Raw genomic sequence first — 24,804 nt, forward strand, 5'->3', positions numbered from 1 at the left:
TTCGCCCCGGCAACTGTTTGCGCCCCCCCAACAAGCGCCTAAGCTTTAAGCAAGACGGAACAACCGGAAGGCCTGCAAATGGGTCGCCTAATTGTCTTCAGTGACCTTGATGGGACGCTGCTGGACCATGATACATACGATTTTTCCCCAGCTCTTCCGGCGATTGCTCGGCTGAAAGAACGCGGTGCTCTGTTGGTTCTGGCAAGCTCCAAAACCGCCCGCGAGATGTCCCCCCTGTACAAAGCGCTGGATCTGTCTCCTGCTCCGATGATTGTTGAAAACGGCGCATCTTTTGTGCGGGCGGAACAGGTGGCGGGCGTTTCAGTTGGCGAAATGGACAGCTACCATAAAATCCGCATGGTGCTGGCGCAGCTGCAGGCCCCGTTTCAGGGCTTCGGCGATATGACCGTCGCAGAGGTGAGCGCGGTGACCGGCCTGCCAACCGAGGCCGCAACACTGGCCAAGGCACGACAGTTTACCGAACCCGGCCTGTGGCAGGGCGCGCCAGACGCGCTGCCTGCCTTTGAAACAGCTCTGGCCGAACATGGCATTTCAGCCCGGCATGGCGGGCGGTTCCTGACATTGTCCTTTGGCGGCACCAAGGCTGGTCAGATGGCGCAGGTCCTAAAAGACCACGGCCCGGCAACCACAATTGCACTGGGCGACGCGCCCAATGATGCCGAAATGATCGCGACCGCCGATTATGGTGTCGTGATCCGCAATGATCACGGCCCCGGCCTGCCTGCTTTTGAAACCGAAGACCGCATCCTACGCACCAGCCTGCCCGGCCCGACCGGTTGGGCCGACGCGGTGATGCGGCTGCTTGACCAAATCCCCAAAGACGAAGGAGCGCGCCTTGGCTGACTTTCACCAGAACGGCAATATCGCCCAGTTTCACAACCTCCGCGCCCGACCTCTGGAAGAGCTGGAGTACGAGCTCACCACGTTTTCGCAGACCCGCAAGATCTCTTTGATCCTGCCCTGCCTTTACTCCGAACTGGAAGGCCCCGCCCTGCGCAATATCCTGGATGAGCTGGCGCAGGTTCCGTACCTGAATCACATCGTCATTGGCCTTGACCGCGCAACCGAAGAAGAGTTCCGCCATGCGCGCGAATTTTTCTCGGTTCTGCCGCAGCCGCACACGGTGGTCTGGAACGACAGCCCACGCATGCAGGCCCTGGGCGAACGGCTGGCAGAACAGGGGCTTGCGCCGCAGGAACCCGGCAAAGGCAAAAACGTCTGGTCCTGTATCGGATATTTACTGGCGCGCGCCGACAGTGCGGTGGTGGCGCTGCATGACTGCGACATCACCACCTATTCCAAAGAGATGCTGGCGCGGCTGGTCTACCCGGTGGCGCACCCCAGCTTTTCCTATCAACTGTCCAAAGGGTATTATGCGCGCATCGGGTCGGGCAAACTGAACGGCCGCGTCTCGCGGCTGCTGGTCAGCCCGCTGTTGATCGCCCTAAAGCGGACAATCGGGGACCGGGACTACCTCGACTACCTCAGATCCTTCCGCTACCCGCTGTCTGGGGAAATGGCGATGCGGGCGCCGCTTCTGGCAGATCTGCGCATTCCATCAGATTGGGGACTCGAGGTCGGCGTCCTATCCGAGGCCTGGCGCAATCTGGGCCGCAAGGCAGTCTGTCAGGTGGAAATCGCCGACAATTACGACCACAAACACCAGACCGTCAGCGAAGAGGACGCCGCCACGGGCCTGAACCGCATGTCGACGGACATCTGCAAGGCGATCTTCCGCAAGCTTGCCGCAGATGGCACGGTCTTCACGCCCAATGTCTTCCGCACCCTGAAAGCCACCTATTACCGCTCCGCCCTCGATCTGCTCGAGGCCTACGAGCATGACGCGGTGATGAACGGGCTGAAAATGGACCGCCACGGCGAGGAAAAACTGATCGAGCTGTTTGCGAATAACATTGTAACAGCGGGTCAGGTGTTTCTGGAGAACCCCCATGAAACCCCGTTCATCCCAAACTGGAACCGCGTCCACGCCGCAGACCCCAGCCTGTTGGGCGACCTGAAGGCGGCAGCCGCAGCTGATGAGGCAGAGTTCCAGACCATCGCCACCAAGGCCGACTAGAGCGTCCCCCAATAAAAATGGGTCGCTGCACAAAAGGCTGCGACCCCGATCCTAGTGTTGCGGGGCGTTGGTGATCCAGCGACATTGGTAGGGGCCAAGTGGAATATCCCCGGCACCGATGCTTTCTCCGTTCAGGAGATCATGCCAGTCTTCCCCTTCAATCAGGTTCAGACTGGACCGAGGCAGCACCACGTCCTGCGCGCTGACATTGTGCAGCGCAAAGATGGACTGGCTGCGGTCCAAAGATTGCCGCCACAGGCCCAGAACGCGACTGTCCGTCGGCAAGGTAAACTGCGTGCTGTTGGGGTGGAACGCGGGTTGCTGAGCCCGGATCCGCAGACGTTCGGACAACGCCCCCAGGACCTGTGCCTGATCGGTATCCGGGTCGGCCAGACGCTCTTTCAGATCCGGATAATCCCAGCGATGCCGGTTGATCGCGCGGTTCATCCCCCGCCGCACCACGGCTTCATGGTCGTTCGGCGTGGCCAACAGCGCATGCACATAAAAGGCCGGAATACCCTCAAGGCTCATCGGGATGGTCTGAGAGCACAGGAACCGCTCGAACTTTAGGTCTTCCTGACCCGCATAGGTCCGGCTCATGGCGTCAAAGAACGTGCAGTTCAGCTCATAAGGGGCCTCGCCGCCATCTGGCAGCGACCGCATAGAGACCAGACCGCCGCTGGCCTTCAGCACATCGATCATGCGGTCGATCTCGGCTTTCTCAAGCAACCCCTCTGCCGGGCGCATGCCAATGCCATCATGGCTGGCGGTAAAGTTCAAATAGGCGCACCCCAGAGGCGCAGGCGGCATCGACCGCGCCCAAGTCTGCAACGTCTCGGCCGAACCGGACATCATCGCGTGAAGGATCAGAGGCGGCAGCGGGAAATTATAGACAACATGGGCCTCGTCCCGTGTGCCAAAATAGCTGAGGTTTTCAGCCCGTGGCACATTGGTTTCAGTCAGCAGGACAACGGTTTCCTGCGCGTAATCCGCCAGCAGCCGCAAAAGCTGAACAATCGCGTGCGTCTGTGGCAGATGGATCGAATTTGTCCCAACCGTTTTCCAGATGAAGGCCACCGCATCCAGACGAATGATCTGCACGCCCTGATCAATATGCAGCCGGATGATCCGCAGGATCTCTAACAATACCTCGGGGTTGGCAAAATTCAGATCGACCTGATCGTGGCTGAAGGTGCACCAGACATGTTTCGTGCCCTGTGCCGTTTCCACCGGCTGCAACAGCGGCGTTGTGCGGGGGCGCACAACGGCCGACAGATCATCCTCGGGCGAGGCCTCGAAGAAAAACTTGTCATAAGGCGCCTGCCCCTGACGGTAGGCGTTGAACCATGGGCTTTGTGACGACACATGGTTCAAAACCATATCCGACATCAGGTGAAACGCCCCGCCGATGCGGCGAATGTCGGCCCAATCCCCAAGCTCCGGGTTTACCTTGCGATAATCCGTGACAGCAAACCCATCATCGGATGTGAAGGGAAAGAACGGCAGGATATGCACCCCGTCGACCACACCATCCATGTGATTGAGCAGGAAATCATGAAGCAAATCCAGCGGCTTATGCGCACCATCCACAAATGAATTGCCATATGTGATCAACAACGAGTCACGTTCGGACCACAGCGAATTGCCCGGTTCACGTGGAACTTTGCGGCGCGTGTGTCCTTCGGGCCAGAACGCCTCTACCACCTTGCTGCCAAGGATTTCCGTATCAAGCTCTGGATAAATCCGAGACAAAAGCCGTGCCAGCCGCGCTCCGAATTCTGCAGTGTTTGGCGCCATCGTTCCACGTCCCTCAGTCCGGCCTCTCACATTGGGCCTCTGATCGATGCTAGGCCCAGGCCCGTTCTCCGGTCCAGCAACGAGCCTATCGAAGGCGCAAAAAACCGCAGTTCGCCCAGAAAATAAGCGTTTCATGAAGCGCATCGGAAACCTGCTGGCGTAATCCCTGCATGAAACCCCGCGCAACACCCGAATTACGGCGTATTTGTCCTGCTCTGCGATCTTGAACTTGGACTTCGTTAGCGTTAACGTTAGCGCCGAGAGTTTTGGGTGACCGCTGCTCCTCGCGGCACCTTGTAACCGGAAAAACCGGAGAGAACGTATGACCTTGAAAATCGCCATCAACGGATTCGGCCGCATCGGCCGCAATGTGCTTCGCGCCCTGCTGGAAAACGACGTCACTGACGTCGAAGTGGTAGCCATCAACGATCTGGCACCGCCCGCCACCCAAGTGCACCTGCTGAAATTCGACAGTGTCCACGGCCGTCTGAACGCCGATGTGTCCGTCGAAGGTGACATCCTGAAAGTGGGCCGTCACGAAATCCGCCTGACCGCGATCCGCAACCCGGAAGAACTGCCCTGGTCCGACGTCGACATCGCTTATGAATGCACCGGCCTCTTCACCAAGCGTGACGCAGCCGCGCGTCACCTTGAAAACGGCTCCAAGCGCGTTCTGATCTCTGCGCCGGGCACCGAAGTTGACCGGACCGTGGTCTTTGGTGTGAACGACAAAGAGCTGACCGCCGAAGACGTGATCGTGTCCAACGCCTCCTGCACCACCAACTGCCTCGCGCCGGTTGCAAAGGTGCTGGACGATGCCTTTGGTATCAAAACCGGCTACATGACCACCATCCACGCTTACACTGGTGACCAGCCGACCCACGACACCACCCACAAGGACCTGTATCGTGCCCGCGCTGCAGCCCTGTCGATGATCCCGACCTCCACCGGTGCCGCCCGCGCGATTTCGCTGGTTCTGCCGCACCTCAAGGGGCGTCTGGAAGGCTCCGCGATCCGCGTGCCAACCCCGAATGTTTCCGTTGTGGACCTGACCTTTGTGCCCGAACGCGCCGCAACTGTTGAAGGCATCAACGCCGCCATCGCCGAAGCCGCCGCTGGCCCGCTGGCAGGCGTTTTGGGCTACGAGGAAGCACCGCTGGTCTCCATCGACTTCAACCACGATGCACGTTCTTCTATCTTTGCCGCACCGCAAACCTCTGTCACCTCCGAAGGTCTGGTCCGCGTGGTCAGCTGGTACGACAACGAATGGGGCTTCTCCAACCGCATGATCGACACCGGTCGCGCGATCGGCAAATTCCTCTGAGCCACTTGGCAATAGAAACCAACGAAGGCCGCTCGATCTGAGCGGCCTTTTCTTTTGGCTCTAAATACTCCGGAGCGCGAGGCAGAGCCTCGCAAACCTCAAATCCGGAAAATTGGCTGCAGAAGGCGCGGAACGAGTGACCGAAACCGCAGCGCGGCATCGGTGGCTGCCAGACAGATACAGGCCTCGCCCTCTTCGGCGATCGGCTCATGCTCCAGATCCCCATCCGCCACCTCGACGTCGCCGACCCCGAAACGGCCGGTTTCATCGCGAAACGCCCCTTGCAACACCAAGGTCAGCTCCAGACCATTGTGCCCATGATCCGGCACCGCCTGTCCGCCGGGAATATAAAGCAGCCGGGCCGAACCTTCTGCATCATGGTTCAAAATCATCTGCCGCACCCCCAGCCCCAATGGCTTCCACCGCGGCGGCAGTCCACCCAGCGCTTCCATCACCGGTTCCGGGAAAATCCCGCTGGCCCGGATCGGCGGGGCTTCTTTGACCGGCATATCAAGCCTGTCAAACACAGCAGCGCGGGCGCGATCAGACACAGTCTCAGTACCCGCGTTTTCCAGCAAAGCGCCGCCAACCGCCTGATGGGCGCCAAGCCGCGCACGGCTTTCATCGCACATAGAGACATGCGCAGCCACGACCAGCGAATAAGCCTGACCCAGCGTTCCATTGGCATAAGCGATCAACAGCTCATCCGGGATATGATGGATGATTGCGTTCATTTCCCCGAGAGTTCCTTTAGTTCGTGGCGCAGCTTTTCCAAGCCAAGCCGAATTCGTGATTTAATGGTGCCCAGCGGCAGGCCAGTTTTCGCCTGTATCTCCGCATGGGTGAGGTCACCCAGATAGGCCTGCTCCACCACTTCGCGCTGCGAGGGTTTCAGCTGTTCCAGCGCCTGACGCAGCGCCCGGCTTTCTTGGTCCAACGCGACCATCTGGCTGGCGTCCGGTGTGCTTTCCTCCGGTGCTTTCAGCGCTTCGGGAAGCGGTCGGTTCACCTTGCGCAGCACGTCGATCTGCCTGTTGCGCGCGATCTGATAGACCCAAGCCGACACCTGCGCCCGTTCCGGGTCAAACTGAGCCGCCTTGCGCCAGATCGTCAGCATCACGTCCTGAACAATATCTTCCGCCAGCGCATGAGACAGACCGCCCTTGCACAGAACGCCCTTCAGGCGTGGACCAAAGTAATCAAACAGCTGACCAAAAGACGCTTTGCACCGCTTGTCGCGCACCGCCAGCATCCAAGCCGTCTGATCGCTCAGCTCGGGCTTGCGCGGCTGCACGTCGGTCATGTCCTTTAGATCCGCGTCTTTACGCACATTGTCCTCCTGACGCACGCGGCCGGACTGGCGCGCACGCCGGTCCAGCCTAGCGGCCTGCGAGGGCAACTCAAGCCCTGGAAGAAGATCTGAATGCAACATACTCCCATTACGCGGCGCGCCACTCCTTGGATCACAATTTTTGTGACCATCGCCCGGATTGCCGTCAAAGAGCGCAAACCTCCGCAAAGCAAAAGTTTTTTTGATCCGCCGCTGATCTTTGGGCGTAACATGGGAAATCATTTATTTGGAGGTTCCATGTCTTTTGATGCCCTGCCACCTTCTTCTGTCGCGCCACGCCGTCGTGTGGCCATTGTTGGCGGGGGGATCTCCGGACTGGCTGCTGCCTGGCTTTTGTCCGCCCGCTATGACGTGAGCCTGTTTGAGGCAGAGCCACGTTTGGGTGGTCATGCACGCACGGTGATGGCAGGTCTGAAGGGCGATCAGGCGGTGGATACGGGCTTTATCGTGTTCAACCATGTGAACTACCCACATCTGACACGTATGTTCCACGATCTGGATGTGCCCATTGAACGCTCGGATATGTCGTTTGGCGCGACAATCGCGGATGGCAAAGTGGAATACGGGCTGCAAACCCTGTCCGCCTTGTTTGGTCAGAAACGCAATCTGACCCGGCCTGCGTTTTTTGGCATGGTCCGCGATATTCTACGCTTTAATGCGCGGGCCGAAACCGTGGCCAAATGCGACAGCACAACCATTGGCGAAATGGTCAGCGACCTGAAGCTTGGCGATTGGTTTCAGCGCTACTATCTGATGCCGATTTGTGGCGCTATCTGGTCCACCCCGGCCGAGGAAATCCGCAGCTTTCCTGCCCGGTCGCTGGTCCGTTTCTTTCGCAACCACGCGCTTCTCAGCGCCACAGGTCAGCACCAGTGGTGGACCGTCTCGGGGGGAAGCATTGAATATGTCCGCAGGCTCGAGGCCGCCTTGATTGCGCGTGGCGCGTCTCTTCACACCGGGACACCGGTTGGCACCATTGACCGCGACCCCGACGGCGTCACCATCCGCCTGCAAGACGGGCGCGCGCCGCGTTTTGACGAAGTTGTCATGGCCTGCCACTCTGATGATGCACTGCGCTTGCTGGCCAAACCGGGCCGGGCCGAGGCCGCCGCCCTTGGCGATGTGGCCTATCAGGACAATCAGGTCATTCTGCACCGTGACACTGCGCAAATGCCGCGCCGTCGGGCCTGCTGGTCGTCTTGGGTTTACAAGGCTGACAGTCACGACACCCGACCCGCGATTGGGGTCACCTATTGGATGAACCGGCTGCAGAATATCGACGAGCGTGATCCGATGTTTATCTCGCTCAACCCGGTGCGCGATGTTGCACGTGACACGATCTACGATGAAAACACCTTCCGGCATCCGGTTTTTGATCGCGCGGCCCTGCGGGCGCAGACCACCATTGCGGGGCTTCAGGGCCAGAACCGCACCTGGTACGCAGGCGCCTGGCTGCGCCATGGGTTCCACGAGGATGGCTTTGTATCGGCAGTGCGCGTGGCCCGTCAGCTGAACGCGCGCATTGATATGCCGGACGCCACGGTGACAACAGGGGCCCCGGCATGACGACCCTGCCCCTAAAACGGCCTGAACATCTTGCGGGCTATACCACCCACGCGCGACGCGGCGCTATTCGCAATGCGTTCAAATATGGCGTGGACTATGTGCTGATCGACCCAAAGTCTACTGAGGCCCCCAGCCTGTTTTCCCGCAACCGGCGCAATCTGGCTCGTGTGGATGACCGCGACCATGGGGGCGCACCACACAAGGGACGCGGGCTGCCCTGGGCCAAAGAGGTGTTTGCGCGTGCGGGGCTGACTGAGGACAAGACGCAGATCCTGCTGCTGACCCAGCCAAAGATTCTGGGCTATGTGTTCAACCCGGTGAGCTTCTGGCTCGCTTATGAGGGTGATGCGCTGCGCGCTGTGATCGCCGAGGTGACAAACACCTTTGGCGACCGCCACAGCTATCTCTGTGCCAATCCCGATTTCGCGCCAATCACTGGCCGCAACCAGATAGAAGCGCGGAAAATCTTCCACGTGTCTCCTTTTCAGGAGATTGCGGGCTATTATCGGTTTACCTTTGACATCAGGCCGGAGCGGATCGCCATCCGCATCGCCCATGAAAACGGTGCAGAAGGCGTGATTGCCACGCTTGTCGGTGACCGCAAACCGCTAAGCAACCGTGGCCTACTCCTTGCCCTTATGCGCCGCCCCTTGGGTGCGATGCGCGTGATTGCCCTGATCCATTGGCAGGCGCTTTGGTTGAAATTGAAAGGCGCGCCCTACAGAAGGCGCCCGACACCACCCGAACAGGAGGTAAGCGGATGAATTTTATTACGACCCGTGTAAAACGTGATTTTCTCGACAGTCTGGCACGCATTCGCCGCGGCAGCCTGCGGCTGATCACGCCAGAAGGCGAAATCTTTGATTTTGGCCAAGGCCTGCCCGAAGCTGAAATGCAGATCCACGACTGGTCCGTTGTGACCGCGCTGGCGGCGCGGGGCGATATCGGCTGGGGCGAAACCTATGTCGCAGGTCTTTGGGACAGCCCGTCGATAGACCATCTGACGCAAGTGGCCTTGATGAACCGAGACGAGCTGACGGCCTTTGCGGACCCAAGCCCCTGGTCGAACTTTAAATTCCGCGCCGTGGACCGCATTTTGCGGGCCAACTCAAAACGCGGGGCCAAGCGCAATATCAAAGCGCACTATGATGTCGGCAATGAATTCTACCAGCTGTGGCTGGATGACAGCATGACCTATTCTTCGGCGCTGTTTGCCCCCGGCGACAATGATCTGCTGCGCGCGCAAGCCCGCAAATACGACCGTATTCTCGAACGCTCCAAGGACGCGGAGCGCATTCTCGAGGTCGGCTGTGGCTGGGGCGGCTTTGCCGAACGCGCCGCCGATCAGGGCCGCCATGTGACTGGTATCACCATCTCGCCCAGCCAGCATGGGTTTGCCGATGCGCGCCTGGATGGCCGCGCCGATATCCAGCTGCGCGACTACCGCGACACCGAAGGCAAGTTTGACGCCATTGTCTCCATCGAGATGATCGAAGCGGTCGGTGAACGCTACTGGCCGCAGTATTTTCACATGTTGAAATCGCGTCTGCGCGAGGGGGGGCGTGCCATTGTGCAGGCCATCACAGTCGAGGACAGCTATTTCGATATCTACCGCCGTGGGTCCGACTACATCCGCCAATACACGTTTCCCGGCGGTATGCTGCTGTCGGATGCGATGATCGCACATCATGCCCGCAAAGCAGGTCTTGAGGTCAAGCAGAGCTTTAAGTTCGGTCAGGATTACGGCCGCACTTGTGCCATGTGGTCAGAGCGGCTGCATGAGGTCAGCGGCCGCGTGCAGAAGCTGGGGTATGACCAGACGTTCCTGCGCAACTGGCAGTTCTATCTGCAATTATGCGCGGGGTCTTTTGTCGCCAAACAGACTGATGTTGTGCAGGTTGAACTGGCCCATGCGCATTAAGCTGGCCACCCTTCTGCTGGCACTTTGGGTGCCAGCAGCACAGGCCAAAGATACTGGCCTTGCAGCCCCTGTAAAACTGGGCGAAGCAACGCTTCGGGTGTTGGGAAAAACGCTTTATTCTGCCACCTTGCACACCGAAGGCTCTGCCCAATTCAGCTGGAGCCAGCCGCTGTCTTTGCGGCTCGACTACGCCTATGGTTTCACGGCGACGCAGCTTGTAAAGGCCACGGGCCGCGAGATTGAACGGATTGAAGGCCAGCGCCCCGACCAAGCCGCGCTGTTGGCAAAGCTCGCCCCCTGTTTTCGTGATGTGGCCCCCGGAGACAGCTTTGTCGCGCTGTCAAATGCGGCAGACAAAGTTGCGCTGCGCCTGAACGGACAACAAACTTGCGACGTGACACATCCCCAACTGCGCCAACGGTTCCTGGGCATCTGGCTATCCCCAGACAGCCGCTCCCCGCGCCTGTCGCGCCAATTGCGGGGCGGCTGAGATGCTATCTCAGCTCCCTATCCGTGTCAGCACCTATGCCGCCATGCTGGCGGCCGCTGGCTTGCCCCTGTATATTCACCTGCCGCAGTTTGCGACGCAGGAACTGGGGATCGGTCTGGCCACACTGGGTGCCATGCTGGGGCTGCTGCGCGTTTTGGATCTGGTTCAGGATCCCGCGCTCGGGTGGCTGGTTGATCGGTTCCCAAATGCCCGCGGCGCCATGGCGGCAGGCGCAGGCGGTGTGATGGCTTTTGGCTTCCTTTTTCTTTTTACCTGGCCTGCGACGGACGGATCTTTGCTCCGGCCTGCGCTTGCTTTGGTCCTGATTTTTTCCGGCTTCAGCCTTGGCACCATTCTGTTTTACAGCCAAAGCGCCGCGCTCGCTGCCGGGGACGAGGCACATATGCTGCGCCTTGCGGGGTTTCGCGAGGGCGGTAGCCTGACCGGTGTGATCCTTGCCGCCAGCGCCCCTGCGCTATTGCTCGCCCTTGGGCCGGGTTATGGCGGCTTTGGCGTGGCGCTGGCGGTTTTATGCCTCGCCGCCACGGTTGCCTGCCGCCCCCTGTGGCGCGTGCCTTCAACCCCAGAAGCCCGGTTGACCTTCAGCGCCTTGCGCCACTCTGGCGCGCTGTCGATCCTTGGCCTTGCCTTTCTGAACAGCTTACCCGTTGCGATGACATCGACCCTGTTTCTGTTCTTTGTCGAAGACCGCCTTGTCCTGCCTGTGCTGGCCGGCCCCTTTCTGATCCTGTTCTTCCTCTCTGCGGCCCTGTCGGTGCCCTTCTGGACCCGCGCGGCACGCCAGTACGGCCCGCGCCGGGTTCTGCTTCCGGCAATGTCGCTGGCGATTGCCGCCTTTGTCGGTGCGGCCTTGCTGCCGACGGGCGCGGCATTTGGGTTCGCACTGGTCTGTGCCGGCTCTGGCGCCGCACTTGGCGCGGATATGGTGCTTTTACCGCTGATGTTTTCCCTGCGCCTGAACCGTGCAGGGTTGAAAGCCGGGCAGGCTTTTGGCCTCTGGAGTGCGGCGGCAAAACTGGCGCTGGCCTCTGCTGCCGTTCTGTTGCTGCCCGCGCTCGACCTGCTTGGCTACCGCCCCGGCAGCAGCAACGCAGACGGGCTGTTCTGGCTAACGCTGGCCTATGCCGTTCTGCCCTGTCTCGTGAAACTCCTCGCGATCCTTATGGTCGCCCAACTCCCCCGTGAAGGAGCCCTTGCATGAAACTCTTCCTCGCCCTTCTGGTTGTCCTTCTTCTTCTGCTTTTGTGGCGACCCGGCCTTGGCTTTCGCGCCCAACGCATTGGCGACTATGCCGGAACCACGCCCGGTTTTGACCTGTCGACCCATCTGAGCGGCAAGATGATCTCTGAGGGTATGATCTATGGCCCCACCGGCCGCGTTGTGTCCCGCTTTGTGGCCGAAATGAACGGCACATGGGCCGATGGCCGCGGTGTTCTCAGCGAAGATTTCACCTATTCCAACGGCGGTGTTCAGCGCCGGGAGTGGCAAATCGAACTGGGCGAAGGCGGCACCTTTACCGCAACAGCCGCCGATATCATCGGCCCCGCGCCCGGCCAGCAGGCAGGCGCGGCCGCAACGCTCAAATACCGCATCCGTCTCCCCGAAGATGCCGGCGGTCACGTTCTGGATGTCACCGACTGGATGTATCTGATGGAGAACGGCACCATTTTGAACCGCTCCGAGATGCGCAAGTTCGGCATCAAAGTGGCAGAGCTGGTCGCCACCATCCGCCCCGCGCCCGAGAACTGAGATGACCTTTGCCGACCGCAGCTGGTGGATTATCGGTGCCAGCGAAGGCTTGGGCCGGGCGCTGGCGCAGGCTCTGGACGCCGAGGGGGCGCGTTTGATCCTGTCGGCCCGTTCTGTTGACCGCCTCAACACCTTGGCCGAAAGCCTGCACGCCGCCGAAGTCCTGCCGGTGGACCTGCGCGACCCCAGATCAATTGAAACCGCAGCCAAGGCCGCCGCAGAGGTGGACGGTATCATTTATTGTGCGGGGGCCTACGATCCCATGAGCGCGCAGAACTGGGACATCGAGACCAGCGTTCAGATGACCGAGGTGAACTTTACCGCGGCCCTGCGCGTTCTTGGCGGTGTTGTGCCCGGCTTTGCCGCTCGCAACCACGGGCATGTGGTGCTGATCGGTTCGCTTGCGGGATATGTCGGGTTGCCGGGCGCAATTGGATATGGGTCGTCAAAAGCCGCGCTGATGCATTTGGGCGAATGCTTGCAGGCGGATCTCAAAGGCACCGGGGTGACCGTGCAGGTGATTAACCCCGGCTTCATCCGCACCCGGCTGACGGAAAAGAACGACTTTGCCATGCCAATGATCTTGGACGCGGATGACGCCGCTGCGCGCTGTGTTGCGGCCATGCGATCCGGTCATCTGATGTCGAGCTTCCCGGCCCCGTTTTCCTGGCTGTTCCGGCTCGCCGCGCTGCTGCCGCGCAGAGTGGCCCGCCGTCTGTTTCGTGAGGGGGAAAAACCATGAGCACCGCGGTGATTTTTGGCGCCAGTGGCGGTATCGGCGCCGCTTTGGTCGACACGTTTTCTAAGGATCCGCAATGGAGCGAAGTCCACGCGGTGGCGCGCACCCCCAAAGTGGGTCAGCCCCGCGCGCACAAAGTCGTGGATCATCAGGCGGACATTACGCAAGAGGACCAGCTTGCCCAACTGGCCCGCGTTCTGCCTGCGCCTGATCTGGTGCTCATCGCCACGGGGATGCTGTCTGACGGGGCAGATCTCAGACCGGAAAAAACCCTGAAGCAGCAGCAGATGGACAGTTTCGAACGGCTGTTCCGGATCAACACTTTTGGCCCCGGCCTCGTGGCCAAGCATTTGATACCGCGCATGCCGCGTGATCGTCGCACGGTTTTCGCCGCGCTGTCTGCACGGGTTGGCTCGATTGGCGACAATCGACTTGGCGGCTGGCACGCCTATCGGGCCTCTAAGGCGGCATTGAATATGCTGCTGCGCTGTTATGCCATTGAGATGACACGCTGGAACCCGCAGTCGATTTGTGTCGGGCTGCACCCCGGCACCGTAAAGACGGATCTCTCTGCGCCGTTCCGGGGCAATGTTACGGCTGACACATTGCAAGAGCCAGCCCAGTCCGCCGCCCATCTGAAATCCGTGATCGACAGTCTGAGCGAAGACCACACAGGCCAAATGTTTGACTGGGCGGGGAAACCTATTCCCTTCTGAACATGGCCGTCAGACGCCAAGCCCGCGGCCTGCGTGCATCAGACTTGCCAGCCCAGCCCCTTGGATGTGACACTGAAGGCGATCCCTGAGAGGTACCGCCTTGCATTCTGTCCGACTGCGCCTTCTGGCCCTTGCCCTTTTGCCGCTCAGCGTGCTGATGCCGCTTTTGATGATGCTGGCCATGGCGCGCTGGAACAGCGACTATGACCGCATTCTGATTGCCAATGTGGAAAGCGATCTGCGGATCGCAGAACAATATCTGGGCCAGCTTCAAAGCAACGCTGCCCAATCGCTTCAGGCTTTGGCGGCTTCGGCTGAACTGAAGGCGCAACTGGGGCAGACCGCAGCAATCCCATCCGAGGGTTTTGATCGCTGGCTGCAAGAAGAACGCGACCGGCTGGGGCTGGATTTCCTGCAACTTCTAACCGGCACGGACCTGCAAAAGGCCGAGGCAAAATGGCCTGTTATTGCCGCTGCAGCCAGTGGCCGCATGGGGTCGGCGATAGATATTTTTCAGGCCTCTGACCTGACAAACGTTGCGCCCCCCCTGCGTGATCGCGCCCGTATTGAGCTGATAGAGACCGAGGCCGCCGCTCCGACTGACCGAACGGTCGAAGATCGGGGCATGGTTGTGCACAGCGCAGCCCCCTTGTTTCTGGACAGCGACGACGCGGTGCTGGTTGGCGGAATCCTTCTGAACCGCAACCTCGATTTCATCGACACGATCAACGCGCTTGTCTATCTGGACGGGCAAGCTGGCACCTCGCGGCAGGGCACGGCGACGCTGTTTCTGGAAGACACGCGCGTCTCCACAAACGTGCGCCTGTTTGAGGACGTCCGCGCCCTTGGCACCCGGGTCTCTGCCGCCGTGCGACAAGCGGTGCTGGGGGATGGGCAAACCTGGCTGAACCGGGCTTTTGTGGTCAATGACTGGTATATTTCGGGCTATTTGCCCCTGACCGACAGTTTTGGCACGCGCGTGGGCATGCTGTACGTTGGCTTTTTGGAGGCCCCCTATGCCGGCGCAAAACGCGCCGCACTTTATACGATCCTCGCGGCATTCCTTCTGGTGCTGGCGGTTTCGGCCCCGCTGTTTTTGTGGCTGGCCAAAGGCATCTTTGCCCCGCTCGAACAAATGACCCGCACCATGGCCAAGGTGGAGCGCGGCGATCTGGATGCGCGCAATGGCAATACCGGCAGCGGGGATGAAATTGGTCAGGTGGCGGCGCACCTCGACAGTCTTCTGGATCAGGTCCAGGAACGCGATCGCAAACTGCGCGACTATGCAGGCGAGCTGAACGACCGCGTGGACCAGCGCACCAGCGAACTCAAAGCCGCCAACCTGAAACTGGAAGAGACCTTCCGCCAGCTGGTGATGAGCGAGAAGCTTGCCTCTATCGGGGAGATCACCGCCGGTGTGGCGCATGAAATCAACAACCCCGTCGCGGTGATCCAGGGCAATGTGGATGTGATCCGGATGACATTGGGCCACGAGGGGGCAGATCCGATCCAGACCGAACTGGATCTGATCGACAACCAGGTCATGCGGATTGGGGTGATCGTCGGCAAGCTTTTGCAGTTCGCGCGCCCTTCCGAATTTGGCACCTATGCCGAGGCCGTGGATGTCGCGCAGGTGTTGCGCGACTGTCTGGTGCTGGTGGATCACGTGGTGTCGAAACAGGCCATTCGCGTCCTCACCCAGATCGAACCCGCCCCGCAGGTGCGTATTGATCCCGGTGAACTGCAGCAGGTGGTGATCAATATTCTGATCAATGCCTCACAGGCCATGGAGGGAAAAGGCACGCTGGCCTTGCAGGTTGCCAGCGAAACCCGCGAAGGGCGCGAGGGCACGGCGCTGCGCATTGCAGACACCGGCCCCGGCATTGCGCCGAACAAGCTGTCCCATGTGTTTGACCCGTTTTTCACCACCAAACAGGGCGAAGGCACCGGATTGGGGCTGTCGATCAGCCAGAACCTGATCCAGCAGGCGGGCGGTATTATCACCGTGCGCAACCGCCGTGCGCGCGGGGCAGAGTTCACCATCTGGCTGCCCGAAGCCGCCGACGATGACTACGGCACCCTCAAAGCCGGTCAGTAACCGGGATCAGACCCCCCAGCTGCTGCATTTGCGGTCAATGGTTTTACGTGAAACGCCCAGACGTCGCGCGGCTTCGGCGCGGTTGCCGCCGCTTTCATCCAGCACATGCATGATGTGGCGCTGCATCACCATCTCTAGGTTTTCAACCGCCGCCGTCCCGGTCACAGTGTCCGAGCCTTTGCCTGCGAACTCCTCCGGGAAAGCCCCAAGGATCACCGAACGCTCGATCAAATTGCGCAGCTCGCGCACATTGCCGGGCCAGTCATAGCGCGAAAACTTCAGCAGGGTTTCCGCGTCCAGTTCCAGCTTTGGCATCCCCAGCGAGGCTGAAAACTGGTCCATAAACAGGGCGGCCAGTTCCACTATATCTTCGACCCGTTCACGCAGGGTTGGCATCTGAATACGCACCACATTGATCCGGTGATACAAATCCGCGCGGAACCGCCCCTCGGCCACGGCCGCCTCTAGGTCCGCATTGGTGGCAAACAGAATGCGCAGGTTCAGCGGGATGTCACGTTCCGCACCAATGGGGCGGACACGCTGGTCTTCGAGCACGCGCAACAACGCAGCCTGCACCTGCTCTGGCATCTGTGCAATCTCATCAAGAAACAGCGTGCCGCCTTCGGCTGCCAGAAACAGACCGTCGCGGCGACGGTCATGGGTGTCGATCACGCCAAACAGTTCCTGCGCCATGTTCTCCGGCGAAATCGCCGCGCAGTTCACCGCAACAAAGGGTTTGTCGGCGCGTTCTGACAGGGAATGCAGGGTGCGGGCCGCGATCTCCTTGCCGGTGCCAGAGGCGCCGGTGAACAGCACTGGCGTCGGCAGCGGGGCGAGCCGCTGCAACATCTCTCTCGCGCGAACGATCGGTTCGGACTTCCCCAACAGCCGCCCGCGGGCAGAGCCGCCTTCGACCGACAGCTCGTGTTTAAGAAGGTAGTTTTCACGCCGCAGGTTCTTGCGATCCAGCGCGCGCGCCACGGCATTGAGGATCTGATTGGCCCGAAACGGTTTCAGCACAAAATCAGCAATCCCGATCCGCAGCGCCTGAATGGCGGTTTCCAGATCGGCATAGGCGGTCACAAGGATGGTGTCGGCAAACAGCCCAACCCGGTGCTGCTCGGCTACCCAATCCAGACCGGTCTTTCCGGGCATAATATTGTCCAGAACGATCAGATCAAAATGGGCCCGATCCAAAATTTCGGACGCTTCTTGCGCGGATCCTGCCTGTTCTACGCGTTTGCAATGGGGGTTCAGCACCTTGGTCATAAAGTTGCGCATGCCCGGCTCATCATCGATGACCAATATCGACGCCTGGCTCAGGCTACCTTCCAGCACAGCGCCCAGTTCATCACGGTTGGCTTGAGGTGCGATCCTCTGGCTTTGTCCCTGCATTGTCAGTCCAGCCGCACGTCGTCACCGGCGTGTTTTTCATCGGCTGCAAACCCGACCTGGTCCAGCACCAGATCGGCGCAGACCGCAATCACGGCAATCAGGGCGAACCCCGCGAGCATTGCTTTCATTTCTCCTCCTCCCCTCCTGTGGCCTGTTTCAAAAAGGCAATCAAATCAGCCCGGTCCTCAGCGCCAGTGATGCGCTGCATCGGCATTTTAGAGCCGGGAATGTAATGGTCAGGTCCCAAATCAAAGAGGGCATCAATGCTTTCATCATTCCAGATGATCGCGGCCTGATCCAGTGTTTCAGAGTAGCGGTAGTCCTTTAGGCTGCCTGCGGGCCTGCCAAAGATCCCCGCCAGATGTGGCCCCGCCTTGCGCGTCCCATCGTCGCGGAGCGCATGGCAGATCGAACATTTCCGCAGGAACTGACGTTCCCCATTGCCGACGGTATCGGGCGCAATCAGGAAGGCGCGGCTGTCGCCGACGGGGTCGAACTCTCCCAACAGGGCCACGGGCCAGCCATAGATCACCGCGTCCAGCCCACCCGCCCAAAGCCGTGCACCGGGCTGGTCGAAGGCCAGCGCCCAGACGGGGCCTTCGCGCATGGCGCGAAAGTCGCGGGCGATACGCCAATTGCGGGTGTCCACCACCATTATATAGCCTTGCCCGTCCCCCACGGCGAGCTGAGCCGTTTCTTTATGGTGCGCCAGCGCCAGAATGGGGCGTCTGTCGAGGGTGAAATCGGCAAGCTGCGCGCCGGTCTCTGCATCGATGATCCGCGTGGCCCCATCCACCGCGCCATAAGCCAGCCAGCCGTCCTGCACGACCAGCCGATTGATGCCAAACCCCTGCTCTACCAGAACCCGTGGCATGTCGCCTTCAATTCGCAGAATGCGGCCATCCATGGTGGCCGCAAACACTGTGCCCGTGGCATCAAAGGCAACGTCATTTACACCCGCGCCCAAGGTCAACATCTGCGGTGCTTCCCCCATCAGCGACCAAAGCCCGACGGTCCCATCCCAGCTGGCCGCTGCCACTGTCCGCCCATCCGGCGACACAGACAGGGCGCGGATCTTCCCCTTGTGGCGCCCAAGCTCCACCGGTTTTGCCGCGCCCCAGTGCCAGATGGTGAAATCATCGCCTGCGGTGAACAAATCCCCATTTTCAGCAAACGCCAGTGCTGTGACGGCCGCATCGTGCCGTTCCAGCCAGGCAGGCGTGCCCTGGTCCCACAGGGCTGCGGCATTATCGAAACTGGCAGAGGCCAGCCGTCCCGTGCCATTGGCCTCTACCGCCAGTGCCATTATCGGGCCGCCATGCCCCTTGAGGCTCAGGAACTCGTCTTCAGCAATCGCCGCATCAGACAGGGCCATCAACAGCGCCAGAATAGCTACGCGCATCGCCCTACTCCGCTGGATGGGCCCCTTTGGCGGATTTGGCCTTTTCCTCTTCCAGCACATCCTCAAGCCAGATCGAATGGTGCTGATGGGCCCAGGCCTCGTCGACTTCGCCAGACCCCATCGCGTCATAAGCGCCTTCCATGCCAACAGAGCCGATGTAGATATGGGCAATAATGATCGCCATCAGCACAAAGGCCATGATCGCGTGCCAGGCTTGCGCCAACTGCATTTCTTCTTGCGGCGCAAGCTCAGTTGGCAACACGCCAAAGCCCAGCGCCTGCGGCAGGCCAAGGTCGTTCAGCACAGTGAATGTTTTCGCGAACAGCGGCAGCTCAAACGGGAACAGCAGCGACAGGCCGGAAACAGCGATTGAGCCCCCAAAGAGGATCACCGACCAGAAGATCACCTTCTGGCCCGCGTTAAACTTTTTGGCAGGCGGGTGTCTTTTGCCGATGATGCCGCCGAACTGACGGATCCAGACCAGATCTGTGCGGCTGGGCAGATTGTGATGCACCCAGAACAAGAAGACCAAAACCAGCGCCAGCATAAACGGCCAAGCCACCGAATTGTGGATCCACTTGGAGGCAATGAGCAGCTGCGCGTTCACCTCTTTGCCAAGATAAGGCGCAATGGCGATGCGACCAAACAAACTCAGCAGACCGGTGAGTCCCAGCAGAATAAAGCTGCCCGCCAGCATCCAATGGGCCATACGTTCCACAAATTGGAAACGGACCACCGTGCGTCCGGTTGGCTCTGCGTCCAGTCCGATCCGCCCACGCAGCAGGTAAAAGACCACCAACGCCCAGAACATGCCAAACAACAGCCAGCCGCCATATTGGCGCAGCGGCCCTTCGCGGAAGGTCAGCCATGTCATGCCGCCATCCTGAACCAATGTCGCCGCCTCTGCGCCACCAGCAGAAACACGGATGTCAGCCGAATTGTAGCGCAGCGCGCGCCACAACTCCGGGTCAGATTGTCCTCCCAAAGTGCCCAGCTGCTGGGCGATGCCTTTGGCGCTATTTGGGTCTCCGGTGGCGTCCCGGCGAAAGCCATCATCCAGCTGTTCGCCGCGTTGACGAGCCAAAATATCCTCGAGCGTCTGCGCCCCACCTGTGGCACTGCGGTCTGCTTCAGACATGGTCGCGCCGTCATAGGCCGCGTCCTGTGCAAATGCAGCTGGCTGCACCAACAAAAGCGTGCAGACAACGGCCAAACATCCAAACAGCAGATTTTTCATTTTTTCCTCCCCAAACCACTGGCGTGGTGCGCCTGATGCACGCGACCCGCCATTTGTGATCTCAGGACAGGCGGGTCTTATTCAAAATTGTCTCAATGCGCGTCTTACGCATGTGTTCCGATGTCTTGGCCTGCGGGTCAGGCATTTTGTCCAGCACTTGCCGAATGCCGGAAGTCGCTGCCGGATAATTCATATCCCGCGCCACCAAGGCCGCCCGCTCCAGCCGTGTCAGGCCATGGGCCTCGTCTCCTTCGTTACAGTCGATCTGCCCCAGAAGGCTCAGCAAATGGCATTCCACCCGCTTGTCCTGATCCTCCAGCGCCAGCTGCAAGCCGTCCTCCAGCACACCGCGGGCCAGCCTGTGCTGTCCTTGCCGGATCAGGGCCGCTCCCAGCAGTTCGTGAAGATAGGGCAGCACCACTCGATTGTTGCAGGCGCGTGCCAGCACGAGGCCGCTGGCCGCTTGCACGCGGACCTCGCGCAGGTCGCCCCGCACGAGTTGATAGCGGCTCAGGTTCTGACACAACCGCGCCTGTTCGATCCCTTTGGCAATCTCTTTGGCCTGCGCCAAACACTCGCCCGCCTCGTCGATCTTTCCCAGATTGCTCAGAAGACTGGCTTTGGTGGTCAAGAGATCCACGTGGCTGTCGAATGGGCCATTGCCATTCAGCAGCGCAAACGCGCGCGACACGGCCTGATCGGACGCGGCAAAGCGAAACTGGCTGAGATGCACAATCGCAAGAACCGAATACACGTCCGCCAGCGCATTCCGCGCGCCGGACGCGGCCAATGGTTCTATTGCTTGCTCGCATAAGATCCGGGCGTCTTCCATTTCGCCCCGCCATTTGGCCTGCCATGCTAGCGTGCGCAGCGCCAGCCCCAGGTCTTTTTGGGCTTTTGGATCGTCTGCGGTCATGTCTTGAACCAAAGCGGCCTGATGTCGACTGAGCGCGCGGTCGCGCCAGCGCTGTGTCCAGGCGATGTGGTTCAAAAACTTCGGTGATCGATGCACCGAAGGCTGTTGCGGCAAACTTTGAGACTTGAAAAGCGACATGAAACGCACCGAAACAATGTTTCCCCGCACAAGCCACATAGTCGCGTCGCGTCACATACGGAGAAAGAACAGACAGGCCCACTGTATCAACAAATCCGTCTGGGCAAAGCTTCATCCGCCGACCGCGCAAAATGCAGCCGATAAAGACAGCCGAAGAAAAGTGCGGAAGTGCCATATGTCGCCTGAAGTCCGATGCGCAAGATAAGAACAGCCCGCCCCAAACACAGGGGCGGGCTTGGAGACGGCTCAGCCGCCTTTCTGGTCGTAGGCCGTGCCCCAGCCCCAAGCGCCGGAGCCAAAGCCGCGTGCCACAACGCGCTCGCGGTAGACGGCGGACACAACGTCGCCATCACCGGCCAGAAGCGCCTTGGTGGAACACATCTCGGCGCAGATGGGCAGCTTGCCCTCGGCAATCCGGTTGCGACCGTATTTGGCGAACTCGGCAGTGGAGTGGGTCTCTTCGGGGCCACCGGCGCAGAAGGTACATTTGTCCATCTTGCCGCGGCTGCCAAAGTTGCCCGCCTGCGGATACTGCGGCGCGCCAAAGGGGCACGCATAGAAGCAGTAGCCACAGCCAATACAAAGATCTTTGGAGTGCAGAACCACCCCTTCTTCGTTCTGGTAGAAGCAGTCCACCGGGCAGACCGCCATACAGGGCGCATCCGAGCAATGCATACAGGCCACCGAGATCGAGCGTTCGCCCGGTTTGCCGTCATTGATCGTCACCACCCTTCGGCGGTTGATGCCCCAGGGCACCTCGTGCTCGTTCTTACACGCTGTAACACAGGCGTTGCATTCAATGCAGCGCTCGGCATCACAGAGGAATTTAGCTCGTGCCATATCGTCTCCTCCTTACGCTGGCATGATTTTACAGAGCGTGGCTTTGGTCTCTTGCATCTGCGTGACAGAGTCATAGCCATAGGTCTGCGCGGTATTGGTGCTTTCGCCCAGGACATAGGGGTCAGCGCCTTCGGGGTATTTGTCCCGCAGGTCCTTCCCTTGGAAATGGCCGCCGAAGTGGAACGGCATGAAGGCCACGCCTTCGCCGACCCGTTCGGTCACCATCGCCATCACCTTGACCTTGCCGCCCTCGGGGCCTTCGACCCAGACCTGAGCCCCATCGCGCACACCAATGTTATTGGCATCCCGCGGATGGATCTCCACGAACATGTCTTGCTGCAACTCAGCCAGCCAGGGGTTCGAACGGGTCTCGTCACCGCCGCCTTCGTATTCCACCAGACGCCCAGAGGTCAGGATGATCGGGTAGTCTTTCGACACATCCTTTTTCTGGATCGAGGCATACATGGTCGGCAGGCGATAGAACTTCCGGTCCTCGTAGGTCGGGTAGTCCTCCACCAGATCGCGGCGGTTGGTATAGAGCGGCTCGCGGTGTAGCGGCACCGGATCCGGGAAGGTCCAGACAACCGCACGGGCCTTGGCGTTCCCGAAGGGCGCACAGCCATGTTTGATCGCCACCCGCTGGATGCCGCCCGACAGGTCGGTCTTCCAGTTGGTTTTCGGACCCGCAACCGCATCAATCGCGGCGCGTTCTTCCGGGGTCAGATCGCCATCCCAGCCCAGATCCATCAGCATCTGCATGGTGAACTCAGGATAGCCATCCTGAATTTCCGCACCGGGGTTTGACACACCATCTGCCAGCAGATTGTCGCCGTCGCGTTCCACCCCGAACCGGGCGCGGAAACACAGGCCACCTTCGGCCACCGGAACCGACATGTCATATAGGTTCGGCGTACCAGGATGCCCCATCTCGGCGGTGCCCCAGCACGGCCAGGGCATACCGTAGTAATCCCCATCCGCAGGCCCACCAATCGCTTGCAACGTGGTGCGGTCAAACGTGTGCTGGTTTGCCATATGCAGCTTGATCCGCTCCGGGCTCTGGCCGGTATAGCCAATGGTCCAGAGGCCCCCGTTCAGCTCGCGGGTAATGCTTTCGACATTCGGGGTCTCAGCGTCCTCCATTTCGATATTGCGGAACAGACGATCCCCCCAGCCGAACTTATTGGCGAACTTGGCGATGATCACGTGATCCGGCAGGCTCTCGAACAGCGGGTCGACCACTTTGTCGCGCCATTGCAGCGACCGGTTCGACGCCGTGACAGACCCACGGGTTTCAAACTGCGTACAGGCGGGCAGCAGATAGACCCCGTCCTCGCGATCCTGCAACACCGCAGACACCGTGGGATAGGGGTCAATCACGACCAGCATGTCCAGCTTTTCCATCGCCGTCTTCATTTCCGGCATCCGGGTCTGAGAGTTCGGCGCATGGCCCCAAAGCACCATGGCACGCACCGGGTTCGGCTGGTCGGTGTTTTCCGGGTCTTCCAGAACACCATCGATCCAACGGGACACAGGGATACCGGTCAGGTTTTGCAGGGATTTTTCCTTGCCATCTGCGCCGGTGACCTTGGCAAACTGCCCCGCAAGCCAGTCTGGGTCTTCGCCCCAAACCCGCGCCCAATGGCCCCAGGCGCCTGCCGACAGGCCATAGTAGCCCGGCAGGGTGTGGGACAGCACGCCCAGATCGGTTGCGCCCTGAACATTGTCATGGCCACGGAAGATGTTCGTCCCACCACCCGAGGTGCCCATATTGCCAAGCGCCAGCTGCAGCACGCAGTAGGCCCGCGTGTTGTTGTTGCCGTTGGTGTGCTGCGTGCCGCCCATACACCAGATCACGGTGCCGGGACGGTTGTTGGCCATGGTGCGGGCCACACGCTTCAGCTGCGAGCCGGGCGTGCCGGTGACGCGCTCCACTTCTTCAGGGGTCCATTTCGCGACTTCCTCGCGGATCTGTTCCATCCCCCAGACACGGGTGCGGATGAACTCTTTGTCCTCCCAGCCGTTCTCGAAGATGTGCCACAGAATACCCCAAACCAGCGCCACGTCGGTGCCGGGACGGAAGCGGACATATTCATCCGCATGGGCCGCCGTGCGGGTAAAGCGTGGGTCGCAGACGATCAGTGGCGCATTATTCTGCTCTTTGGCGCGCAGCACATGCAGCAGCGAAACTGGGTGTGCCTCGGCCGGGTTGCCGCCAATGATAAAGATCGCCTTGGAGTTATGGATGTCATTGTAGCTGTTGGTCATGGCGCCGTAGCCCCATGTATTTGCAACACCTGCAACAGTGGTCGAATGGCAGATCCGCGCCTGATGATCGACGTTATTGGTGCCCCAATAGGCCGCGAACTTGCGGAACAGATAGGCCTGTTCGTTGTTATGTTTCGCCGAGCCGAGCCAGTAGACGCTGTCAGGTCCGCTTTCTTCGCGGATTTTCATCATCCCGTCGCCGACCTCATTGATGGCCTGCTCCCAAGAGATGCGCTTCCACTCTCCGCCCTCTTTTTTCATCGGGTATTTCAGACGGCGTTCACCGTGGGCGTGTTCACGGACCGAAGCCCCTTTGGCGCAATGCGCGCCAAGGTTAAACGGGCTGTCCCAGCCGGGCTCCTGCCCCACCCAGACGCCGTTTTGCACCTCTGCGATGACCGTGCAGCCAACCGAACAATGGGTGCAGACGGATTTCACCGCCTCGACCGCACCCGCAGCGGCGGTTTGTGCGCTGGCTTGGGTGACTGTCCCCCCCGTGGCGCTGATTGCGGCTAGTCCGCCAATGGCCAGACCGGATCCGCGCAGGAACGCGCGGCGGTCAACCGAGGCCTCACCGGCCTTCGACAGGATACTTGCCGTCCGGGGGCGTCGCGCAACCCCGTTGGTCTTTTTCCTTAGCATTTCAATTCTCCCTTGCTGGTCCGAGCATCTCGGACTTGGCTAGGTTTCCTCCCTGTTCCCTTGGCTGTTGGGCGTCACGCAACCGGTCGCCACAGGAAC

At 60.3% G+C, this 24,804-nt stretch carries 22 protein-coding genes; 12 read left to right on the forward strand and 10 right to left on the reverse strand.

Annotation, left to right across the window (positions count from 1 at the left end; all coding sequences use genetic code 11):
* The first annotated feature begins 78 nt into the window (after nt 1–78).
* Nucleotides 79–864 (forward strand): HAD-IIB family hydrolase, encoded by a 786-nt coding sequence (locus TRM7557_RS07445; protein ID WP_058289592.1) that lies wholly within the window; start codon nt 79–81, stop codon nt 862–864.
* On the forward strand, nt 857–2,098 hold the full coding sequence (locus TRM7557_RS07450) for a glycosyltransferase family protein (RefSeq protein ID WP_058289593.1): 1,242 nt from the start codon (nt 857–859) through the stop codon (nt 2,096–2,098). Before TRM7557_RS07445 ends, TRM7557_RS07450 begins: the two co-directional genes overlap by 8 nt.
* Nucleotides 2,099–2,149: 51 nt before the next feature.
* Here TRM7557_RS07450 and TRM7557_RS07455 read toward each other — a convergent pair whose 3' ends face one another.
* Entirely contained in the window at nt 2,150–3,895 is a 1,746-nt protein-coding gene (locus TRM7557_RS07455) for a sugar phosphorylase (RefSeq protein ID WP_058289594.1), read from the reverse strand.
* 322 nt (nt 3,896–4,217) lie between these two features.
* Here TRM7557_RS07455 and gap point away from each other — a divergent pair, with 322 nt between their 5' ends.
* Nucleotides 4,218–5,219 carry a type I glyceraldehyde-3-phosphate dehydrogenase gene (gene gap, locus TRM7557_RS07460; protein ID WP_058289595.1) on the forward strand — a complete coding sequence of 334 codons (1,002 nt, stop codon included), beginning with the start codon at nt 4,218–4,220 and terminating at the stop codon, nt 5,217–5,219.
* Between the two features lie 98 nt (nt 5,220–5,317).
* On the opposite strand, the gene TRM7557_RS07465 is transcribed toward gap, so the two are convergent.
* Together TRM7557_RS07465 and TRM7557_RS07470 are read right to left on the reverse strand one after the other, a co-directional pair.
* On the reverse strand, nt 5,318–5,953 hold the full coding sequence (locus tag TRM7557_RS07465; protein WP_058289596.1) for a ChrR family anti-sigma-E factor: 636 nt from the start codon (nt 5,951–5,953) through the stop codon (nt 5,318–5,320).
* A complete protein-coding gene (locus TRM7557_RS07470) occupies nt 5,950–6,522 on the reverse strand; it encodes a sigma-70 family RNA polymerase sigma factor (RefSeq protein WP_207382645.1) in 573 nt (190 codons plus the stop codon). Before TRM7557_RS07470 ends, TRM7557_RS07465 begins: the two co-directional genes overlap by 4 nt.
* Before the next feature lie 285 nt (nt 6,523–6,807).
* Here TRM7557_RS07470 and TRM7557_RS07475 point away from each other — a divergent pair, with 285 nt between their 5' ends.
* The 9 genes from TRM7557_RS07475 to TRM7557_RS07515 all read left to right on the forward strand — a co-directional run bounded on the left by TRM7557_RS07475 (nt 6,808) and on the right by TRM7557_RS07515 (nt 15,870).
* Nucleotides 6,808–8,136, forward strand: coding sequence for an NAD(P)/FAD-dependent oxidoreductase (locus TRM7557_RS07475; RefSeq protein WP_058289727.1), 1,329 nt, complete (start codon nt 6,808–6,810; stop codon nt 8,134–8,136).
* Nucleotides 8,133–8,900 (forward strand): DUF1365 domain-containing protein, encoded by a 768-nt coding sequence (locus tag TRM7557_RS07480; RefSeq protein WP_058289597.1) that lies wholly within the window; start codon nt 8,133–8,135, stop codon nt 8,898–8,900. Before TRM7557_RS07475 ends, TRM7557_RS07480 begins: the two co-directional genes overlap by 4 nt.
* Nucleotides 8,897–10,057 (forward strand): SAM-dependent methyltransferase, encoded by a 1,161-nt coding sequence (locus tag TRM7557_RS07485; RefSeq protein WP_058289598.1) that lies wholly within the window; start codon nt 8,897–8,899, stop codon nt 10,055–10,057. Before TRM7557_RS07480 ends, TRM7557_RS07485 begins: the two co-directional genes overlap by 4 nt.
* Nucleotides 10,047–10,547, forward strand: a complete 501-nt coding sequence (locus TRM7557_RS07490) for a chalcone isomerase family protein (protein ID WP_058289599.1) — start codon at nt 10,047–10,049, stop codon at nt 10,545–10,547. The genes TRM7557_RS07485 and TRM7557_RS07490 overlap by 11 nt, the downstream gene beginning before the upstream one ends.
* A 1-nt stretch (nt 10,548) precedes the next feature.
* On the forward strand, nt 10,549–11,769 hold the full coding sequence (locus TRM7557_RS07495; RefSeq protein ID WP_058289600.1) for an MFS transporter: 1,221 nt from the start codon (nt 10,549–10,551) through the stop codon (nt 11,767–11,769).
* A complete protein-coding gene (locus TRM7557_RS07500) occupies nt 11,766–12,317 on the forward strand; it encodes a DUF3833 family protein (RefSeq protein WP_058289601.1) in 552 nt (183 codons plus the stop codon). The genes TRM7557_RS07495 and TRM7557_RS07500 overlap by 4 nt, the downstream gene beginning before the upstream one ends.
* 1 nt (nt 12,318) lies before the next feature.
* Nucleotides 12,319–13,059 (forward strand): SDR family NAD(P)-dependent oxidoreductase, encoded by a 741-nt coding sequence (locus TRM7557_RS07505; protein WP_058289602.1) that lies wholly within the window; start codon nt 12,319–12,321, stop codon nt 13,057–13,059.
* Complete coding sequence (locus tag TRM7557_RS07510) at nt 13,056–13,772, forward strand: SDR family NAD(P)-dependent oxidoreductase (protein ID WP_058289603.1); 717 nt, start codon at nt 13,056–13,058, stop codon at nt 13,770–13,772. The genes TRM7557_RS07505 and TRM7557_RS07510 overlap by 4 nt, the downstream gene beginning before the upstream one ends.
* Before the next feature lie 100 nt (nt 13,773–13,872).
* Nucleotides 13,873–15,870, forward strand: a complete 1,998-nt coding sequence (locus TRM7557_RS07515) for a sensor histidine kinase (protein WP_058289604.1) — start codon at nt 13,873–13,875, stop codon at nt 15,868–15,870.
* A 6-nt stretch (nt 15,871–15,876) separates the two neighbouring features.
* On the opposite strand, the gene TRM7557_RS07520 is transcribed toward TRM7557_RS07515, so the two are convergent.
* The 7 genes from TRM7557_RS07520 to TRM7557_RS07545 form a co-directional block, all read right to left on the reverse strand.
* The gene (locus TRM7557_RS07520) at nt 15,877–17,265 is read right to left on the reverse strand and encodes a sigma-54-dependent transcriptional regulator (protein ID WP_058289605.1); all 1,389 of its coding nucleotides are present in this window, start codon (nt 17,263–17,265) and stop codon (nt 15,877–15,879) included.
* A 2-nt stretch (nt 17,266–17,267) separates the two neighbouring features.
* Complete coding sequence (locus TRM7557_RS20370) at nt 17,268–17,393, reverse strand: hypothetical protein (protein WP_268873715.1); 126 nt, start codon at nt 17,391–17,393, stop codon at nt 17,268–17,270.
* Nucleotides 17,390–18,667: a c-type cytochrome gene (locus TRM7557_RS07525; RefSeq protein ID WP_058289606.1), complete on the reverse strand. Its 1,278-nt coding sequence runs from the start codon at nt 18,665–18,667 to the stop codon at nt 17,390–17,392. Before TRM7557_RS07525 ends, TRM7557_RS20370 begins: the two co-directional genes overlap by 4 nt.
* A 4-nt stretch (nt 18,668–18,671) precedes the next feature.
* Complete coding sequence (locus tag TRM7557_RS07530) at nt 18,672–19,904, reverse strand: formate dehydrogenase subunit gamma (protein ID WP_058289607.1); 1,233 nt, start codon at nt 19,902–19,904, stop codon at nt 18,672–18,674.
* A gap of 61 nt (nt 19,905–19,965) precedes the next feature.
* Nucleotides 19,966–20,820, reverse strand: coding sequence for a hypothetical protein (locus tag TRM7557_RS07535; protein WP_131727527.1), 855 nt, complete (start codon nt 20,818–20,820; stop codon nt 19,966–19,968).
* Between the two features lie 384 nt (nt 20,821–21,204).
* Entirely contained in the window at nt 21,205–21,798 is a 594-nt protein-coding gene (fdh3B, locus tag TRM7557_RS07540) for a formate dehydrogenase FDH3 subunit beta (protein WP_058289609.1), read from the reverse strand.
* Nucleotides 21,799–21,810: 12 nt separating this feature from the next.
* A complete protein-coding gene (locus TRM7557_RS07545) occupies nt 21,811–24,705 on the reverse strand; it encodes a formate dehydrogenase subunit alpha (protein ID WP_058289610.1) in 2,895 nt (964 codons plus the stop codon).
* Between the last annotated feature and the right edge of the window lie 99 nt (nt 24,706–24,804).

It is taken from the genome of Tritonibacter multivorans, assembly GCF_001458415.1.
In the GTDB taxonomy this organism is placed as follows: Bacteria; Pseudomonadota; Alphaproteobacteria; order Rhodobacterales; family Rhodobacteraceae; genus Epibacterium; species Epibacterium multivorans.

Excerpts from the sequence above, each read along its gene's own strand:
- TRM7557_RS07480 (WP_058289597.1), top strand. The coding sequence starts at position 8,133 with ATGACGACCCTGCCCCTAAAACGGCCTGAACATCTTGCGGGCTATACC.
- TRM7557_RS07530 (WP_058289607.1), bottom strand. The coding sequence starts at position 19,904 with ATGAAAAATCTGCTGTTTGGATGTTTGGCCGTTGTCTGCACGCTTTTG.
- TRM7557_RS07520 (WP_058289605.1), bottom strand. The coding sequence starts at position 17,265 with ATGCAGGGACAAAGCCAGAGGATCGCACCTCAAGCCAACCGTGATGAA.
- fdh3B (WP_058289609.1), bottom strand. The coding sequence starts at position 21,798 with ATGGCACGAGCTAAATTCCTCTGTGATGCCGAGCGCTGCATTGAATGC.
- TRM7557_RS07495 (WP_058289600.1), top strand. The coding sequence starts at position 10,549 with ATGCTATCTCAGCTCCCTATCCGTGTCAGCACCTATGCCGCCATGCTG.
- TRM7557_RS07455 (WP_058289594.1), bottom strand. The coding sequence starts at position 3,895 with ATGGCGCCAAACACTGCAGAATTCGGAGCGCGGCTGGCACGGCTTTTG.
- TRM7557_RS07535 (WP_131727527.1), bottom strand. The coding sequence starts at position 20,820 with ATGACCGCAGACGATCCAAAAGCCCAAAAAGACCTGGGGCTGGCGCTG.
- TRM7557_RS07445 (WP_058289592.1), top strand. The coding sequence starts at position 79 with ATGGGTCGCCTAATTGTCTTCAGTGACCTTGATGGGACGCTGCTGGAC.
- TRM7557_RS07525 (WP_058289606.1), bottom strand. The coding sequence starts at position 18,667 with ATGCGCGTAGCTATTCTGGCGCTGTTGATGGCCCTGTCTGATGCGGCG.
- TRM7557_RS07505 (WP_058289602.1), top strand. The coding sequence starts at position 12,319 with ATGACCTTTGCCGACCGCAGCTGGTGGATTATCGGTGCCAGCGAAGGC.
- TRM7557_RS07465 (WP_058289596.1), bottom strand. The coding sequence starts at position 5,953 with ATGAACGCAATCATCCATCATATCCCGGATGAGCTGTTGATCGCTTAT.
- TRM7557_RS07490 (WP_058289599.1), top strand. The coding sequence starts at position 10,047 with ATGCGCATTAAGCTGGCCACCCTTCTGCTGGCACTTTGGGTGCCAGCA.
- TRM7557_RS20370 (WP_268873715.1), bottom strand. The coding sequence starts at position 17,393 with ATGAAAGCAATGCTCGCGGGGTTCGCCCTGATTGCCGTGATTGCGGTC.
- TRM7557_RS07545 (WP_058289610.1), bottom strand. The coding sequence starts at position 24,705 with ATGCTAAGGAAAAAGACCAACGGGGTTGCGCGACGCCCCCGGACGGCA.
- TRM7557_RS07475 (WP_058289727.1), top strand. The coding sequence starts at position 6,808 with ATGTCTTTTGATGCCCTGCCACCTTCTTCTGTCGCGCCACGCCGTCGT.
- TRM7557_RS07470 (WP_207382645.1), bottom strand. The coding sequence starts at position 6,522 with ATGACCGACGTGCAGCCGCGCAAGCCCGAGCTGAGCGATCAGACGGCT.
- TRM7557_RS07510 (WP_058289603.1), top strand. The coding sequence starts at position 13,056 with ATGAGCACCGCGGTGATTTTTGGCGCCAGTGGCGGTATCGGCGCCGCT.
- gap (WP_058289595.1), top strand. The coding sequence starts at position 4,218 with ATGACCTTGAAAATCGCCATCAACGGATTCGGCCGCATCGGCCGCAAT.
- TRM7557_RS07500 (WP_058289601.1), top strand. The coding sequence starts at position 11,766 with ATGAAACTCTTCCTCGCCCTTCTGGTTGTCCTTCTTCTTCTGCTTTTG.
- TRM7557_RS07485 (WP_058289598.1), top strand. The coding sequence starts at position 8,897 with ATGAATTTTATTACGACCCGTGTAAAACGTGATTTTCTCGACAGTCTG.